This window comes from Mycetohabitans rhizoxinica HKI 454 (genome assembly GCF_000198775.1).
Lineage (GTDB): Bacteria > Pseudomonadota > Gammaproteobacteria > Burkholderiales > Burkholderiaceae > Mycetohabitans > Mycetohabitans rhizoxinica.
Window position 1 is genome coordinate 1,088,479 of record NC_014722.1, and the last position, 16,944, is coordinate 1,105,422.

11 protein-coding genes, 2 tRNA genes, 3 rRNA genes and 1 pseudogene are annotated in these 16,944 nt (G+C 55.6%); 11 read left to right on the top strand and 6 right to left on the bottom strand.

Going from position 1 to position 16,944, the window contains the following annotated elements; genetic code table 11:
* Window positions 1–65: 65 nt before the first annotated feature.
* Window positions 66–1,745 carry a phenylacetic acid degradation protein PaaN gene (gene paaN, locus RBRH_RS05110; RefSeq protein ID WP_013434938.1) on the bottom strand — a complete coding sequence of 560 codons (1,680 nt, stop codon included), beginning with the start codon at window positions 1,743–1,745 and terminating at the stop codon, window positions 66–68.
* A gap of 124 nt (window positions 1,746–1,869) precedes the next feature.
* On the opposite strand from paaN, the gene RBRH_RS05115 reads away from it, so the two are divergent.
* From RBRH_RS05115 to rrf, 6 genes are all read left to right on the top strand, one after another.
* On the top strand, window positions 1,870–2,646 hold the full coding sequence (locus RBRH_RS05115) for an enoyl-CoA hydratase (RefSeq protein ID WP_013434939.1): 777 nt from the start codon (window positions 1,870–1,872) through the stop codon (window positions 2,644–2,646).
* Between the two features lie 438 nt (window positions 2,647–3,084).
* Window positions 3,085–4,615 (top strand): 16S ribosomal RNA (locus RBRH_RS05120).
* 69 nt (window positions 4,616–4,684) lie between these two features.
* Window positions 4,685–4,761: transfer RNA gene (locus RBRH_RS05125), tRNA-Ile, on the top strand.
* Between the two features lie 54 nt (window positions 4,762–4,815).
* Window positions 4,816–4,891 (top strand) — tRNA-Ala (locus tag RBRH_RS05130).
* Between the two features lie 263 nt (window positions 4,892–5,154).
* A 23S ribosomal RNA gene (locus RBRH_RS05135) occupies window positions 5,155–8,039 on the top strand.
* A gap of 101 nt (window positions 8,040–8,140) precedes the next feature.
* Window positions 8,141–8,254 (top strand): 5S ribosomal RNA (gene rrf, locus RBRH_RS05140).
* The 16S, 23S and 5S rRNA genes sit together here with 2 tRNA genes alongside, the layout of an rRNA operon.
* A gap of 305 nt (window positions 8,255–8,559) precedes the next feature.
* On the opposite strand, the gene RBRH_RS05145 is transcribed toward rrf, so the two are convergent.
* Complete coding sequence (locus tag RBRH_RS05145) at window positions 8,560–8,733, bottom strand: transposase (RefSeq protein ID WP_013434940.1); 174 nt, start codon at window positions 8,731–8,733, stop codon at window positions 8,560–8,562.
* Window positions 8,734–9,154: 421 nt separating this feature from the next.
* Between RBRH_RS05145 and RBRH_RS05150 the strand changes: the two genes are divergently transcribed.
* From RBRH_RS05150 to RBRH_RS05170, 5 genes are all read left to right on the top strand, one after another.
* Entirely contained in the window at window positions 9,155–10,051 is an 897-nt protein-coding gene (locus RBRH_RS05150; RefSeq protein WP_013434941.1) for a hypothetical protein, read from the top strand.
* 828 nt (window positions 10,052–10,879) lie between these two features.
* On the top strand, window positions 10,880–11,419 hold the full coding sequence (locus tag RBRH_RS05155; protein ID WP_013434944.1) for a glycoside hydrolase family 108 protein: 540 nt from the start codon (window positions 10,880–10,882) through the stop codon (window positions 11,417–11,419).
* Between the two features lie 406 nt (window positions 11,420–11,825).
* The gene (locus RBRH_RS05160; RefSeq protein ID WP_013434946.1) at window positions 11,826–12,401 is read left to right on the top strand and encodes a lysis system i-spanin subunit Rz; all 576 of its coding nucleotides are present in this window, start codon (window positions 11,826–11,828) and stop codon (window positions 12,399–12,401) included.
* Window positions 12,402–12,615: 214 nt separating this feature from the next.
* The gene (locus tag RBRH_RS05165; RefSeq protein ID WP_013434947.1) at window positions 12,616–13,002 is read left to right on the top strand and encodes a putative holin; all 387 of its coding nucleotides are present in this window, start codon (window positions 12,616–12,618) and stop codon (window positions 13,000–13,002) included.
* Window positions 12,999–13,376, top strand: a complete 378-nt coding sequence (locus tag RBRH_RS05170; RefSeq protein ID WP_013434948.1) for a hypothetical protein — start codon at window positions 12,999–13,001, stop codon at window positions 13,374–13,376. The genes RBRH_RS05165 and RBRH_RS05170 overlap by 4 nt, the downstream gene beginning before the upstream one ends.
* Before the next feature lie 85 nt (window positions 13,377–13,461).
* Here the strand turns inward: RBRH_RS05170 and RBRH_RS18700 are convergent.
* The 4 genes and pseudogenes from RBRH_RS18700 to RBRH_RS05190 all read right to left on the bottom strand — a co-directional run.
* Window positions 13,462–13,694, bottom strand: a pseudogene (locus RBRH_RS18700) (transposase); the annotation flags it as partial.
* Window positions 13,695–14,022: 328 nt separating this feature from the next.
* On the bottom strand, window positions 14,023–15,387 hold the full coding sequence (locus RBRH_RS05180) for a hypothetical protein (RefSeq protein ID WP_041753341.1): 1,365 nt from the start codon (window positions 15,385–15,387) through the stop codon (window positions 14,023–14,025).
* Window positions 15,388–15,657: 270 nt separating this feature from the next.
* Window positions 15,658–15,873: a hypothetical protein gene (locus RBRH_RS19640; RefSeq protein WP_041753344.1), complete on the bottom strand. Its 216-nt coding sequence runs from the start codon at window positions 15,871–15,873 to the stop codon at window positions 15,658–15,660.
* A gap of 174 nt (window positions 15,874–16,047) precedes the next feature.
* On the bottom strand, window positions 16,048–16,935 hold the full coding sequence (locus RBRH_RS05190; RefSeq protein WP_013434953.1) for an efflux RND transporter periplasmic adaptor subunit: 888 nt from the start codon (window positions 16,933–16,935) through the stop codon (window positions 16,048–16,050).
* Window positions 16,936–16,944 lie beyond the last annotated feature (9 nt).

A 16,944-nucleotide genomic window follows, 5' to 3' on the forward strand; every position in this document is an offset into this window, starting at 1 on the left:
TGCCATTCGCCTACGCTTGTCGAGTTCGTTTTCGTCGGTGCGGAGCAATGCCGAGGTGGCGCCGGTCAGCCGCGCGGTGCTACGTGCGCGCGGCTTTGCACGACGCGGAAGCGGTTCGCCACAAACGCGGCGTCGGTCAGCGTCGCATTGGCCGCTGGGTTCGCACCGGTGCCATGGAAGTCCGAGAACGCCGCGGACTGGTTCACGAACACGCCGCCGGTCAAGTTCAGCGACAGCGCGACGCCGCCTTTGATCGCCGCTTCGTGCGCGGCTTGCTGCACTGCCTCGTCACCACTGTATACAGATAGGGTCAGCGCGCCGTGCTGCGCGGCAATCGAGCCGGCCAGCGCCAGCGATTGCGCGGTGGAATCCGTCGCGATGACGAATGCGATCGGGCCGAACCATTCCTGCGTGAATCGGTTCTGGTCGGTGGCCGCATCCAGCTTGACCAGCAGCGGCGTGTGCACGCGTGCATGCTCGAACGCGGGATGCACGAGCGGTTGGCTGTCCAGTAACACGCTACCGAGCGCGCGCGCGCGCTCGATACGCTGCACCACGGCGTCGTTTTGGATGGCCCCGATCAATTCGACCGCCTTGGCTGAATCCGACGTCAGTTTTTGGACGGCCTCGGCGATTGCTTGGCCGACTTCGTCAAAGCTAAGCGTACCGTCGGCGGTGCGGATGCCGTTGCGCGGCACATAGATGTTTTGTGGTGCGGTACACATCTGGCCCGAGTACAGCGCCAGCGAGAATGCGATATTGCGTGCGGCCGCCTTGATGTCGTCGACCGAGTCGATGACGATCTGGTTCACGCCCGCCTTCTCGGTATACACGTGGGCCTGGGTCGCGTTGCGCTCGAGCCAATTGCCGTTGTGCGTGCTACCCGTGAAATCGATCAGTCGAACATCGGGGCGCGTGGCGAGCTGCTGCACGAGCGTGCCGTCATCCGGATCCGTTGCCAATAGCGTAACGACGTTCGGATCGAAGCCGGCCTCGCGCAGCACGTCGCGCGCGATACGCACGGTGATCGCCAGTGGCAGGATCGCGCCAGGATGTGGCTTGACGACCACCGCGTTGCCGGTCGCAAGATCAGCAAACAGTCCCGGATAACTGTTCCATGTCGGAAAGGTACAACAGCCAAGCACCAGGCCGATGCCGCGCGGCACGATCGTAAAGTGCTTTTCCATTGCCAGCGGCGGGTTCTTGCCTTGGGGCTTTTCCCAGTAAGCTTGGGCCGGGATGCGCCGCAACTGATCCCATGCACATGCGATGGCCTCGAGCGCGCGGTCCTGCGCATGCGGCCCGCCGGCCTGGAACGCCATCATGAATGCCTGCCCGGTCGTATGCATCACGCTGTAGGCGATCTCGAAGCTTGCCCGGTTCAGCCGCTGCAGGATCTCCAGGCTCACCCCAATCCACGCGTCGCGGCCCGCGCGCTGCCATGGTTGCTGCGCGCGCGCCACGGCAGCGAACAGCGGGTCCGGCTCGGCCTTCGGATAGCGCACGCCCAAAGCGAAGCCGAACGGCGAGTGCTCCTGGCCTACCAGTCCATTACTGGGTTGATCCAAATCGAACGTTTGGTTCAAAAGCGCTTTGAACGATTGCTCACCGTCCGCGTTCGCCGTTTCCCCGTACACCTTGGGGCTGGGCATCTCGGGGAACGGACTCCAGTAGCCGCGCGTTTCCTGTGCCTGAAGTGCCTGTGTCAACGTCGATTCATGTTTAGCAAACAATGGATGTGTCATGGCGGGTAGTCGGACAAGTGAGGCGGAGAGGGATAAATAAACCGACCGGTTGGTTGGAAAATGTTAGCATTCTTTTCGGGTTGCGCGGCGTTTTTTCGCGGTTCCCCTTGTCAGTGGAGAATTCATGACATACGAAAACATTTTGGTCGACACAAGCGGACGGGTTGGGCTGATTACGCTGCACCGCCCGAAGGCGCTCAATGCACTGAACGACGCACTGATGGACGAGTTGGGCACGGCGCTCAAGGCGTTCGACGACGATGAGCAGATCGGCGCGATCGTGGTGACGGGCAGCGAAAAGGCATTCGCCGCCGGCGCGGACATCGGAATGATGGCGAAGTACACCTATATGGATGTTTATAAAGGAAACTACATTACGCGCAACTGGGAGGCGGTACGTGCGGTGCGCAAACCGGTGATCGCCGCAGTGGCGGGCTTCGCGCTGGGCGGCGGGTGCGAACTGGCGATGATGTGCGACATTATCATCGCGGCGGACACCGCGCGGTTCGGCCTGCCGGAGGTCAAGCTTGGGGTCATGCCGGGCGCGGGTGGCACGCAGCGCCTGCCGCGCGCGATCTCCAAGGCCAAAGCGATGGACCTGTGCCTGACCGGGCGTTTCATGGATGCACACGAAGCGGAGCGCGCGGGACTGGTATCCCGCGTAGTCGGGGTGAATAAGTTTCTGGACGAGGCGCTCAGCACGGCGGCTGCGATTGCTGAATATTCGTTACCTTCGGTGATGATGATCAAGGAATCGATCAATCAGTCGTACGAGACCTTGCTGACCGAGGGCGTGCATTTCGAGCGCCGGCTGTTCCACTCGCTGTTTGCCACCGAGGATCAGAAGGAAGGGATGGCTGCGTTTGTCGAGAAGCGCAAGCCCGTCTTCAAGCATCGTTGAAAACAGGCTTGCGTTGGAGGTGGCGGGGCGCTAAAATCTTATTTTTCGCACGACGGACGCCGTTGCGCGAAAGTGGGGCGGGTGAGCGGAATTTTCTCGAAACCCCGTGGTGAAAAAAGTTTTAAAAACTTCTTGACGCCACGATGAGAAATCTTCATAATCTCGTTTCTCTGCTGCTGATGCAGCGACGCGACGCAGGGGCTGAAGCCGGGCAGGCTGAGGCACGGTGGGCGCGATGCTCTTTAACAAGTAACAGCCGATAAGTGTGGGTACTTGATGGTGAGGCGAGCTGGAGTCGGGGGTCAAAGCCGGGCTGTGGCAAAGCGAAGGAATAATCAAGTCTCATACGAAATGAAGGTAGGTTTTGAGAGATCGAAACTTGTCAACGTTTTGAGTTGAGCGACAGGGTCCTTCGGGGCCCGAACAAGTAACAGGTTTGAACTGAAGAGTTTGATCCTGGCTCAGATTGAACGCTGGCGGCATGCCTTACACATGCAAGTCGGACGGCAGCGCGGGTTTCGGCCTGGCGGCGAGTGGCGAACGGGTGAGTAAGACATCGGAACGTGTCCTGGAGTGGGGGATAGCCCGGCGAAAGCCGGATTAATACCGCATACGCTCTGAGGAGGAAAGCGGGGGACCTTAGGGCCTCGCGCTCAAGGGGCGGCCGATGGCAGATTAGCTAGTTGGTAGGGTAAAGGCCTACCAAGGCGACGATCTGTAGCTGGTCTGAGAGGACGACCAGCCACACTGGGACTGAGACACGGCCCAGACTCCTACGGGAGGCAGCAGTGGGGAATTTTGGACAATGGGGGCAACCCTGATCCAGCAATGCCGCGTGTGTGAAGAAGGCCTTCGGGTTGTAAAGCACTTTTGTCCGGAAAGAAAACGGCCTGGTTAATACCTGGGCTGGATGACGGTACCGGAAGAATAAGCACCGGCTAACTACGTGCCAGCAGCCGCGGTAATACGTAGGGTGCGAGCGTTAATCGGAATTACTGGGCGTAAAGCGTGCGCAGGCGGTTTGCTAAGACCGATGTGAAATCCCCGGGCTTAACCTGGGAACTGCATTGGTGACTGGCAGGCTAGAGTATGGCAGAGGGAGGTAGAATTCCACGTGTAGCAGTGAAATGCGTAGAGATGTGGAGGAATACCGATGGCGAAGGCAGCCTCCTGGGCCAATACTGACGCTCATGCACGAAAGCGTGGGGAGCAAACAGGATTAGATACCCTGGTAGTCCACGCCCTAAACGATGTCAACTAGTTGTTGGGGATTCATTTCCTTAGTAACGTAGCTAACGCGTGAAGTTGACCGCCTGGGGAGTACGGTCGCAAGATTAAAACTCAAAGGAATTGACGGGGACCCGCACAAGCGGTGGATGATGTGGATTAATTCGATGCAACGCGAAAAACCTTACCTACCCTTGACATGGTCGGAACCCTGCTGAGAGGTGGGGGTGCTCGAAAGAGAACCGGCGCACAGGTGCTGCATGGCTGTCGTCAGCTCGTGTCGTGAGATGTTGGGTTAAGTCCCGCAACGAGCGCAACCCTTGTCCTTAGTTGCTACGCAAGAGCACTCTAGGGAGACTGCCGGTGACAAACCGGAGGAAGGTGGGGATGACGTCAAGTCCTCATGGCCCTTATGGGTAGGGCTTCACACGTCATACAATGGTCGGAACAGAGGGTTGCCAACCCGCGAGGGGGAGCTAATCCCAAAAAACCGATCGTAGTCCGGATTGCAGTCTGCAACTCGACTGCATGAAGCTGGAATCGCTAGTAATCGCGGATCAGCATGTCGCGGTGAATACGTTCCCGGGTCTTGTACACACCGCCCGTCACACCATGGGAGTGGGTTTTACCAGAAGTGGCTAGTCTAACCGCAAGGAGGACGGTCACCACGGTAGGATTCATGACTGGGGTGAAGTCGTAACAAGGTAGCCGTATCGGAAGGTGCGGCTGGATCACCTCCTTTCTGGAGCGAAAGCGCCTCCAATTCAAGTACTCACGCTTATCGGCTGTGAAAGTCACAGGGACAGACGAAGGGTCTGTAGCTCAGTCGGTTAGAGCACCGTCTTGATAAGGCGGGGGTCGTTGGTTCGAATCCAACCAGACCCACCACGCGAGTCTGGTGTGCGCTGAGCGCTGCGCGTGGCGCAGGCCCGAACCCAACACGGGGGCATAGCTCAGCTGGGAGAGCACCTGCTTTGCAAGCAGGGGGTCGTCGGTTCGATCCCGTCTGCCTCCACCACTGCTCAATCGCGAGCGCTCCAGTAGCGCGAGCGCTGGCGATTGACCCGTGGGTCAAGCAGTGCAGTATGGCTGTGACGTTCTTTAACAATCTGGAAGAAGAAGCAGTAATGTCTATTGGAGGCGTCTTGAGATGGGCGCGTCCGATAGACGGGTAGTGATTGTAAGTATTGTTTTGAGTGATCTGAGAAGACGCTTGGAAGATACGGCACAACGCGAAAACTCAGCCTATAGCGGGTGCGTTGCAAGACGGACTTGTTATAGGGTCAAGCGAACAAGTGCATGTGGTGGATGCCTTGGCGATCACAGGCGAAGAAGGACGCGGTAGCCTGCGAAAAGCTGCGGGGAGCTGGCAAACGAGCTTTGATCCGCAGATGTCCGAATGGGGCAACCCGGCCCGTATGGGTCATCGGTGACTGAATCCATAGGTCACGCGAAGCGAACGCGGCGAACTGAAACATCTAAGTAGCCGCAGGAAGAGAAATCAACCGAGATTCCCAAAGTAGTGGCGAGCGAAATGGGATGAGCCTGTACAATTTAGCATCGCGGCTAGCCGAACGCTCTGGAAAGGGCGGCCGTAGCAGGTGATAGCCCTGTAGGCGAAAGCCGTGGTGTGGAACTAGGGGTACGACAAGTAGGGCGGGACACGTGAAATCCTGTCTGAAGATGGGGGGACCATCCTCCAAGGCTAAATACTCGTGATCGACCGATAGTGAACCAGTACCGTGAGGGAAAGGCGAAAAGAACCCCGGGAGGGGAGTGAAATAGATCCTGAAACCGCATGCATACAAACAGTCGGAGCCTCGCAAGGGGTGACGGCGTACCTTTTGTATAATGGGTCAGCGACTTACGTTCAGTAGCAAGCTTAACCGGATAGGGCAGGCGTAGCGAAAGCGAGTCCGAATAGGGCGATCAGTTGCTGGGCGTAGACCCGAAACCAAGTGATCTATCCATGGCCAGGTTGAAGGTGCGGTAACACGTACTGGAGGACCGAACCCACTAACGTTGAAAAGTTAGGGGATGAGCTGTGGATAGGGGTGAAAGGCTAAACAAACTTGGAAATAGCTGGTTCTCTCCGAAAACTATTTAGGTAGTGCCTCGTGTATCACCTTCGGGGGTAGAGCACTGTCATGGTTGAGGGGTCCATTGCGGATTACCTCGCCATAGCAAACTCCGAATACCGAAGAGTGCAATCACGGGAGACAGACGCCGGGTGCTAACGTCCGACGTCAAGAGGGAAACAACCCAGACCGCCAGCTAAGGTCCCTAAAATTGGCTAAGTGGGAAACGAAGTGGGAAGGCTAAAACAGTCAGGAGGTTGGCTTAGAAGCAGCCACCCTTTAAAGAAAGCGTAATAGCTCACTGATCGAGTCGTCCTGCGCGGAAGATGTAACGGGGCTAAGCCAGTTACCGAAGCTGCGGATGCGCGCGTTAAGTGCGCATGGTAGGAGAGCGTTCCGTAAGCCTGTGAAGGTGCATTGAGAAGTGTGCTGGAGGTATCGGAAGTGCGAATGCTGACATGAGTAGCGATAAAGGGGGTGAAAGGCCCCCTCGCCGTAAGCCCAAGGTTTCCTACGCAACGTTCATCGGCGTAGGGTGAGTCGGCCCCTAAGGCGAGGCAGAAATGCGTAGCTGATGGGAAGCAGGTTAATATTCCTGCACCGTCGTTAGATGCGATGGGGGGACGGATCGCGGAAGGTTGTCCGGGTGTCGGAAATCCCGGTCCCTGCATTGGAGAAGGCGCTTTGGCAAATCCGGGCGCGCAATTCAAGGGTGTGGGGCGAGCGGCCTAGTGCTGCGAAGCAATCGGAAGGGGTCCCAAGAAAAGCCTCTAAGCTTCAGTCTAACGAGACCGTACCGCAAACCGACACAGGTGGGCGAGATGAGTATTCTAAGGCGCTTGAGAGAACTCGGGAGAAGGAACTCGGCAAATTGGTACCGTAACTTCGGGATAAGGTACGCCCTGTTAGCTTGACTGGCCTGCGCCAGGAGGGTGAAGGGGTTGCAATGAACTGGTGGCTGCGACTGTTTAATAAAAACACAGCACTCTGCAAACACGAAAGTGGACGTATAGGGTGTGACGCCTGCCCGGTGCCGGAAGATTAAATGATGGGGTGCAAGCTCTTGATTGAAGTCCCGGTAAACGGCGGCCGTAACTATAACGGTCCTAAGGTAGCGAAATTCCTTGTCGGGTAAGTTCCGACCTGCACGAATGGCGTAACGATGGCCACACTGTCTCCTCCCGAGACTCAGCGAAGTTGAAGTGTTTGTGATGATGCAATCTACGCCGCGGCTAGACGGAAAGACCCCATGAACCTTTACTGTAGCTTTGCATTGGACTTTGAACCGATCTGTGTAGGATAGGTGGGAGGCTTTGAAGCGCGAACGCTAGTTTGCGTGGAGCCGTCCTTGAAATACCACCCTGGTTTGTTTGAGGTTCTAACCTAGTGCCCTGAATCGGGCTCGGGGACCGTGCATGGTAGGCAGTTTGACTGGGGCGGTCTCCTCCCAAAGCGTAACGGAGGAGTACGAAGGTACGCTAGGTACGGTCGGAAATCGTGCTGATAGTGCAATGGCATAAGCGTGCTTAACTGCGAGACCGACAAGTCGAGCAGGTGCGAAAGCAGGTCATAGTGATCCGGTGGTTCTGTATGGAAGGGCCATCGCTCAACGGATAAAAGGTACTCTGGGGGATAACAGGCTGATACCGCCCAAGAGTTCATATCGACGGCGGTGTTTGGCACCTCGATGTCGGCTCATCTCATCCTGGGGCTGTAGCCGGTCCCAAGGGTATGGCTGTTCGCCATTTAAAGAGGTACGTGAGCTGGGTTTAAAACGTCGTGAGACAGTTTGGTCCCTATCTGCCGTGGGCGTTGGAAGTTTGAGGGGGCCTGCTCCTAGTACGAGAGGACCGGAGTGGACGAACCTCTGGTGTACCGGTTGTCCGCCAGTGGCATCGCCGGGTAGCTATGTTCGGAAGAGATAACCGCTGAAAGCATCTAAGCGGGAAACTCGCCTCAAGATGAGACTTCCCCGGGGACTCGATCCCCTTGAAGGGTCGTTCAAGACCAGGACGTTGATAGGTCGGGTGTGGAAGCGCAGTAATGCGTTAAGCTAACCGATACTAATTGCCCGTAAGGCTTGATCCTATAACTGGTCCGTTTTACCGTTGTGCCACCCCCCACTCCTACCCATTGCTTCCTATTCCAGATTGGCTGGCGCGCCCCGTGCGCGACAGCACCCCCTTTTGCCTGATGACCATAGCGAGTCGGTCCCACCCCTGCCCATCCCGAACAGGACCGTGAAACGACTCCACGCCGATGATAGTGCGGATTGCCCGTGTGAAAGTAGGTAATCGTCAGGCTCCCCCTTTCCCCTCCCACGCCCGCTTCGACCCGAAGCGGGCGTGATGCTTTGGGGCGCCCCCCTTGTGCCTTGCCCTCAGCACGTCGGCTCCCCGTGCTCACGGTCAGCCCCCGGCAATGTCCCTTTGAACCTCACCCCTGGCGGCCAATCGCCGTCAACCCGGCATGAGGCTGTTTGACCGGCACGCGCTCGAGCGCAACCACGCCTGGGCAAGCTTGACCCAATAGGGTGCGCCTACCCCCAGCACCTCGTGAAGCATCGATAGTTGGGTTGACCTTACCCCGCCGAGTTCTCTTGCTCCAACTACCGCATGCGCCGCGCTTGCGATGCATCCATCCCGCCGTAGCGGCTTCGCCCGTTGTAGAACACCGCGTCCGAAATGCGGTGTTTGCGGCACACATCTGCCACCGTCATTCCGACCTCGACTTCCTTCAACACGCCGATGATTGGCTCTTCGCTGAACCGCCACTGCTGCATGAGACGGTTTCTCCTGCGACCTTGCCACTAACTTTACAGTGGGATACTCCCGTGGGGAAAGGTCGCCGGCGCAACGTCGCATCATGGTCGCTGATTTTATGCAGAAAATCGAACGCCTCAGGCTGGGCCAGTTGCTCGGCTTCGCCGACGCTCCAAGTGAAGGCTTCCCACGACATGACCGATTCGATCGCCTTGAACGCGTCGGCGCATCGGGATGAGGGATGTGCATGACCGGCATACTAACATTAAAGGGCCATATCCTATGCAGCGGTACAGTTTAGCCTATGCGCGTACCGTCTTCCCGTGTGTTGAAACCGACGAACGGGCCAGCTCGCTTGATGTGAATCGGGTTTGAGCCGGTGGGGGAGTAACTCTCCATTGGCGTGGGTGCCAAGCGTAGCGTATCCATGAGGAGCGGAAAATGAAAACAAGCGTCGTTCAACAGTACGCAATGCGTCAATCCTCGCGCCGGTCGAGTAGGCAGCCGTCCGAGAGGGGGGATGAGTCAACGCCAGCATTTGACCTAGCGCCAGTTCAAGCCGCGTTGGCTAGGCTTTCGCCTGCTTCGCAAACGAGCCACGAGGGTGAATGGATTCCGTATCAACAATTGGCAGAGGTTTTTCAAGAGGGGGGATATTGTTTATGGTCTGGATGCGCCGAGAAGCGTGCATTGGACACGTTAAAGCAAGCCGGGTTTAGTAATTTGGACCAAGGCAGCGGCGGCACGCAAAAGCGGGAAGCGCTGCCGCCTAAAAAAATTCTGATTCAAAATGATTTGACAAATGCGGTATGGGACCCGCTGGATAAGCCCTACGTTTACCAGTCCGACAAGCGCATCAAAAAGGCATTATCCGATGCCCAGCGGGGTATTGCATTCAAGACATTTTTGTCACGCCACGCCCGCTACAATGTTGCCAGCGAAGTGTCGCCAAGCCAACAGCTAACGTTAGAGGCGAGTAAGGCGTTATGGAAGAAAACCAGTAAGGCGGGGCTTGAATACCAGTTGCTGGTCAGGCAAAAAAACATTCATTTTATTGTGGACGGTATTGATGAAAACCTCAGTGCGGTAGCAGGCAAGATAGGGCATGGAACCAGTATTACGTCTAGTGAACTAAGATGGTTGTATCGGCATCAAAAAACCGAGCAGGTCAAGCAATATGTGCGGTTTTGGAAGGAGGACAGAGAAGTCCCGCACGATGAGATCTTCAGCCAGAAAAAATGGCGGTTTGGCCCCGATTATGAGCAAATGTACCGGCCCAAGCAAAGTTACTGGCATGCTAGCTGGTTGACCAGCGCTCGCCCACCCAGGCCAAAGTGAGCCGTCGCCGATCCGCCCTCATTGGAATCGTTAAAGTCAAGGGTGAAAAAATGCCGGTAGGCCGGCCTCATTACGGGGTAAACGTATCTTTCGTGCAATTTATGGCGGTTTGACCATAAAAATCTTTATAGAACAACAGTTTAAGCATCCTTCAATTGCGCGCAAGCCGTGACGCTGCCAAGATCTATTGCGAGCGCCTCGTCAAGTTATTACCGCCAGATTTCGCACGATTCGAGCGATTAACCCGAGGAGGGCGCGCACTTTACTGCTGCCACAGCGGCCCCCTGTGCCGACGACAGGCACTGGCATCTCGACCCGATCTTCGGCACGCATTCTCGCTGTCCTTGCACGCGTCGGATAGAGGGAAACGATCAGCACGATGGTGCCATCAAACCTTTCACCTTTAGGTGTCCACTCGCGACCAATGACGTTTGGAGCTTTGTCTTCGTGACTGTTGTCATGGTTTGTCTTAACAGAAATGCATGTCGGCGATCGAGCACCGGCTTTTTCACGTTGTGTTGTGTATGAGATCCGGTCAGTTCGCGGGCTAAAGAAGACAGAATCGCTCTATCACGCTCATTGTTTTCCGGCGATGATCATCCGCTGCGCGGTTCGATGGTACGGTCGCTTCAACCTGAGCCTGCGCGACATTGGGGGACGACCCGTCAGTCGTGATATCGCAGTGGTCGCCGTGGCAAATGGGACGGATATCCGCCGCGTTTGATGGTTTTGTGTTTTTGAACAGCTTATCATCTAAATCTGCCTGTTGATTCAAATGAATTTTTCAAGGAGGATGCGTATCACGAGCTTGTTAAGAGGGGCAAGGCCATGACAGCGTTTGATGACGCATTTGAAAAGACGGTGGCCCGAGAAGGAGGCTATTCCAATCACGTTGATGATAGCGGCGGCGAAACGTCCTATGGCATTACTGAGGCGGTGGCACGAGCAGAAGGGTATCTGGGTACGATGGCCTTGCTGCCCTTAGCGACCGCCAAAGCCATCTATCGGCGCCGCTATTGGGAGCCGCTGCATCTGGAGGACGTTGTCATGCTATCGGTGCCGATTGCGCTTGAATTATTTGATACCGGTGTCAATATGGGCACGCAGGTGGCAGCGCAGTTTCTGCAGCGTGTGCTCAATGCGTTTAATCGTCGGCAGACCGATTACCCCGATATGATGGTGGATGGTTTGATAGGCCCCAAAACAATCGCAGCGCTCAAAGCTTTTCTGGACAAACGCAAAGAGCCAGGGCAAATGACGCTTCTCAAGGCACTCAATAGCCTACAAGGGGCACGTTACATTGAGTTGGCGGAGAGACGAGAGAAAGACGAGGCATTCGTGTTTGGCTGGGTAATGAACCGACTATGAAAGGTGTTTCCCGATCCAAACTATTTTTTCAAAATTGGATGCAAGGCAGCGCAATGCGCAATGATTGTTTCATTGTTGTGTGCATCGCCAACGTATCCATGATGACGTCATGGTTGCACTTAATTGAGCGATGGCAAGTGCATTGTTTCGCGGCGGCTTGTTTTTAAAGCAGGGTCATTGTGCCTGCATTGCGAATTCTTTCAACAATGGCGGTTTAAGTCATGGTCCGTTTGGACGATGAAATAAATGCGGTATATAGTGTTTTTGCCTTTGCAGTCCGTCTAGCGTTCCGGCTGCAGGAGCACATGGGATGGGTTTAGCACACAGGCAGGAGCAGGAATTTTTGATATAGCAGGCGACGTGCCTTAGGCGGGGAACACAGCTGCCGCGGGTCAGGGAGAGTGCAATGCAGCACTTGCTGAGATGGATCGCGCCCTATGGTGCTCTATTCATTGTGGGGATCGCCTTAGGTTGGGGCATGAGCTCGGTTATCGCTGGTAGACGGCTGGCTGAAGAACAAGCTGCGCGAGCCCGGGATCATGAGCAGCATGCCGAACAAATGAAAGCGATTTCAGACGCAGCCTTGGCCGCGCAACAGAAAGCGACCGCTATGCGTGAGGTCCAGGCCCGCCGGATCGAAACGCTGGATGCACAACTGAGTCAGGAGCGTCAAGTCCATGAGAATGAAAATCAACGTCTGCGCGATGCTCTTGCTGCCGGCACTGAGCGGCTGCGTGTCGCCGTCGTCAACTGTTCAACCCGTAGCCGTGACATGTCCGGCTTTGCCGCCACCACCGGAATGGGCGATGGCTCCCCCACCTACGCAGAGCTCGACCCAACGGTTGCAGAGCGCGTTTTCCGGGTCGCTGACGACGACCAGCGAGAAATAGATAAGCTCAAAGCCTTACAAGCTTACGTGTGCACGGTGCGACCTGAAACCGCAGAGTGTTCCGTAAATGGTTTTCAGTCGGCGGGACCATGACCAAGTGTCTTAAACGACTGGTCACCAAAGGAGGTATCAACGCAAGTCTGTAGTGTAAATTCAAGCGTACGGCGATTAAACAACTACTTAAGCGAAATGCGTTGGTTGCCGAGATGGCCGGCCCAAAAATGTCCATGCGATACAGTTGTAAGCATAGCATACACGGTCCGATCAACTGGATGCCGGATGCGCGAACGTATAGCAGAGGTAAAGCATGACGTGGTGGTTTGAACTATTGCGTGTGCCATCCGTGTTCAATTCAATGACCTGGACACAAGATGACCTTACCCTGGTGAGTGGGGTAGTGTGCGGCGCATTGATATTTTTGCTGCATAGTCGTGAGCCGTCGTGGCCGCGCAAGATAGCATATTTCGGCGTATCAGTGATTGGCGGACTTTCGGTGACTTCGTCAGTGCAGCAGTACGTGGGGTTACCAGAATGGCTTGCAGCGTTTTTGTCTACGGCGGCGATCGTGACGCTGGCCAATGCACTGCTGGATTGGTCGGAGAAAATGGTGCCGGAACTGTTGACTCAGTTGACCTACCGGATTATTAGAAGTACGCCTGTTAATGACACTAAGAATAGCGAGTTAGAAAAATGATAAAAGCGGCAATAGTGTACTTCAATGCCTACAGCGTATGTGACTTGCTGCTGCTGTTGATGAATGGGGTATTGGCAAGTGCGATTTTTCTGATTCTGTTGTTTGCCTTTAGTGCGCCAGTACCTCGGCGCAGTCCGTTGAATTGGTATGAGCGAGCGATACGATTTTGGTTGGTCGCGGTGTATGGCATTTTGGCGGTACGTGTATGTGCAGGGTGGTATTCCACACCGGTGGAACCGACGCATGTGGCGGTCAATGCTTTGGTACTGGGTTTTGCGATAATGGCGCGTGGAGATGTTGGCGTAATCACCGAGGCGTTGCGTCAGACGCGCAAGGCACGCCGGAATGTATTAAGTGAGCGTAAGCAGATGTAGCGGACACTTTCTTTGATTCAACAAAATCGGTGAACACAGATCTCAAGGACGTATCCGGCATTTTGTGTGTGAGGCGGATTAAGGCTCACAGCCTGGTGTTGAAGCACTCAGGGTAAAGCAGCGCGAACTGTGTCATCGTGCTTTCCAATCATGTCGAGGACCGTTCCATTTGACAACGGCGTTGCGCGGCGCCAACCTGATCAGTTTGAGTGCGGCCTCGTCGCTAGGGAAGTGGTCGCGCGTTTTGATGAGCTTGCACAGTTGCATATGCAGCGATTCGATGGAATGGGTCGTGTAGATACTTTTCCGAATCTCCGGCTCGGGTCTGGGTTCAGCCTGCGGCCGGGCTCAATCGTCGATTCTTCTTTTCGTTTGCAAGGCATGTTGGCCCCTTTGCCGATAGTTTATGCCTCACACACAAGAAACCGGATAGGCTCTGAATTTTGCAACCCCTGGTTCTGACGTTTTTGGCTTGCGCAAATCTATCCGGAATTTAAGTTTGAGCCTCGTTCCACGATGAAAATCGCACCGGTCGAGTCTCAGCGTCGATTTCCCTCAGCAATTTTGTGACCTTCACACGTGGCATCCAGATCGACATGATAAAGATCGCGTGAGGTGTCTATCAATACACGGCGGCCTGTTGGCATCAAAAATCACTTGACGAAGAGTGAAATCGCGTCCACGCAATTAACTCGTGCAGTTTTTGCGGTTGCATCCTCTGGCGTAGGGTAGCGAACCAAAAGCGGTTGGCTGTTTGTGCGTTGGACAAATCTGCACGTGCTGTGCTGGGCTGTGGGAGACGAGTGCCCGACGCAGCAACGTGCTGTGCAATCTGTTGAAATACATTAGACGGGCGTGGCGCCCATCGGCTACTCGTTAAATTTTGTTCGGGCTCTCCTGTTTTTTGAACAGTGGTAAACATGCCGGGTTTAAAGTTGTCCATCCTACCCGATACTTGCATTTCAGGCAGGCCATAATTGTAATTCGCTTCAAATAAACGCCGTCCGCGAGGTGTCGGTGTTGCCTTCTCTGTGATCGGCATATCGAAACCCGTAGAGACCCGGCCATTTCCTTTGCCGTGACCGAGCCGGAGATTGCCGGTCGAGTCGAATGTATTAGCCATGAAATTTTTATAGGCTTGGAGTCGATCCGCCTTCGTCTTTCCCTCAAGAGCCCTTTGGATGTCGGCAGCCATCCGGTTGCGTTTTAGGGTATTGGCATTGTAATCGGTGGCAACCCACACATCGCGTAATTCAGTACCATAACCATGACGAGCATATTCATCGGCCAAAATTGCACGGCCGAACCCGCGTAGCCGGCCCATCGCTGCCGCCTGCTTTGCCAGCCCCGTACGTTTTTGTTTCCAGAGAGATTCAGCTTCCTCCTCTCCGATATTATCACCTTGTTGACTTTGCGCTTTTTTCGCTTCTTCAAACTGTTGCGCCCCCGCTCTGTGCAGTAATGTCATTTGATTTATCAAATGCTGACCAGTTGCGCTCGCGATGAGGTGGTTAATGCTTGCCGATCCAGGGTCCCTGCCTTCATTTACCGCAGCTTCCTGGTAGGTTAGCGGGCGGCCCGTTTGTTGTGCTGCCTCGGCATAAAAGGGTCGCTTCGAGTTATATTGAGTGTAGCGCTTAGTAACATCTTCGCCATAATATTGCTTAAGCCACTGCTTATCCGCATCACTGATATCGGCCGCAGGCCCATATTTTACTTGGTAAATGATATCAGGCCTGTTAGCATCGTGCTGATCATCATAATAGAAGTTCTTTTCTTCTAGCTCGGGTAATCGACGCTGCGGTGGCTGGGCGAAACCCGCTAGGCTTTTGTGGATTAATTCGATGGTACGCAGATGAAACTCGCGCTGCTGCGCATCCTGTAGCGCATCCGATGCCAGCGTAGGCTCCGAAAGCTTGCGTTGCCGACTCCGCTCTGTCCAGTGTCGAGCGCGTTTATTCGGTAAGGCGTGTATCGGTTCCGACTCCGAGTATGTCCGTTTTCGCTTCATTTCCACTCCTAGTAGAGGCGACGATGTATCGCTTTCCGCTGCCCGGCCGTGGCTTAAAAACTGCGCTCGCAAGTTTGCGTCAGATTTTTACGCTGATACAAAGTAATGTATCGTCGATGTACTTGACGATCAAGCGCTAAGCGATGCTCGGCGAAAAGGGGTGGACTCAGAGGTAGCTTCACTCGTTCAGACAGTGTTCTAAGATTTTTAAGTGGAACGTCCGGGGCGATTACGCTACCAATTTGATCGCAGGCAGCGTCGAAGTATGCCTCAACTGGCGTCTGATCCGCCAAACTCGAATGCAGCCGGCTCGTCGTATCGTCCACGTACACCAAGCAGCGTGCACTGTGACGCGCGCTTCTCAAACCACAGATGCTCGCTGCCGTCAATCTGGATCAGCTCGCCCAGGCACGCGCGCCGTGCGGCCGGCGAGGCTGTAGTGCATGGCATCACCATCGTCATTGAGCCGATCAGTCTGCGTGACATGCCAGGATATCTGCTGAATCGGCAAAGCGAAGCTGAAACGGCACGTCGGCGGATCTGCGTTGGCTGCGTGAGGTGCGGTAAAGAGGTTCGCGTGGGTTGCGTGATGGCTGGTAGGCAGCTCGGCAATTGGCTGCATGACATGCGGTGAGCGGGTCGGCGCCGCCCACCGTCTGGCTACGTGCGTGGCTCGGCGCCGTTTGCCGCGGCCGGCTTGACCACTACCGTGCAGGTCGTGCCGGCAGACAGGATCAAGCCGTCGGGCACCTGATCGATATGGATGCGTACTGGAACACGCTGTGCGAGGCGGACCCAATTGAAGGTTGGATTGACGTCGGCAAGCAGTTCGCGGCTCATCGGATTATCGCGGTCGGCGATGCCGCGCGAGATCCCTTCGACATGGCCTTTTAATACTGCGCCGCTCATCAGTCGCATTTCAGCCGAGTCGCCGATCTTGAGCAGCGGGATCTTGGTTTCCTCGAAATAGCCGTAGACCCAGAACGAGTGGCTGTCAACGAGCGCCAGCTTAGGTTGCCCGGCGATGGCGTAATCGCCGCGATAGGCATTGAGGTTTGTCACATAGCCGTCCACTGGCGCGACCACGGTCGTGCGCTCCAGGTTTAACTTCGCCGCGGCGAGCTGCGCGAGCGCCTGTTCATACTGGGCCTGGGCGCTGGCGGCCTGAATCACGGCATTTTCGCGGTTCTCCTTCGAAACAACCAGCGCGTCCAAATCCCGGCGTCGTGCGGCATCGTTACGGCGCATCTGCAGATCCGCCTTGCGTGCCGCGACCAACGCCTCGGCTTGCTGGACGGCGATGCGGTAATGGCCCGGATCGATGCGCATCAAGACGTCGCCGCGATGCACGAACTGATTGTCCCGCACCGGGAACTCGACAATCTGCCCTGACACGTCCGGCGCGATATTGATGATCTCCGCCCTGACGCGCCCATCGCGGGTCCAGGGCGAATCCATGTAGTAGACCCACAACGCGCGACCAAGCAGCACGGCAACGGCGAAGATCGCGATAGTCGCAAAGAAGCTGAGGATACGGCGAAGTTTCATGTCCGACTC

Coding starts and splice junctions, on each gene's coding strand:
- RBRH_RS05155 (WP_013434944.1), top strand. CDS start 10,880: ATGACAGCGTTTGATGACGCATTTGAAAAGACGGTGGCCCGAGAAGGA.
- RBRH_RS05180 (WP_041753341.1), bottom strand. CDS start 15,387: ATGAAGCGAAAACGGACATACTCGGAGTCGGAACCGATACACGCCTTA.
- RBRH_RS05145 (WP_013434940.1), bottom strand. CDS start 8,733: ATGCAGCAGTGGCGGTTCAGCGAAGAGCCAATCATCGGCGTGTTGAAG.
- RBRH_RS19640 (WP_041753344.1), bottom strand. CDS start 15,873: ATGTCACGCAGACTGATCGGCTCAATGACGATGGTGATGCCATGCACT.
- RBRH_RS05165 (WP_013434947.1), top strand. CDS start 12,616: ATGACGTGGTGGTTTGAACTATTGCGTGTGCCATCCGTGTTCAATTCA.
- RBRH_RS05115 (WP_013434939.1), top strand. CDS start 1,870: ATGACATACGAAAACATTTTGGTCGACACAAGCGGACGGGTTGGGCTG.
- RBRH_RS05150 (WP_013434941.1), top strand. CDS start 9,155: ATGAAAACAAGCGTCGTTCAACAGTACGCAATGCGTCAATCCTCGCGC.
- RBRH_RS05160 (WP_013434946.1), top strand. CDS start 11,826: ATGCAGCACTTGCTGAGATGGATCGCGCCCTATGGTGCTCTATTCATT.
- paaN (WP_013434938.1), bottom strand. CDS start 1,745: ATGACACATCCATTGTTTGCTAAACATGAATCGACGTTGACACAGGCA.
- RBRH_RS05170 (WP_013434948.1), top strand. CDS start 12,999: ATGATAAAAGCGGCAATAGTGTACTTCAATGCCTACAGCGTATGTGAC.
- RBRH_RS05190 (WP_013434953.1), bottom strand. CDS start 16,935: ATGAAACTTCGCCGTATCCTCAGCTTCTTTGCGACTATCGCGATCTTC.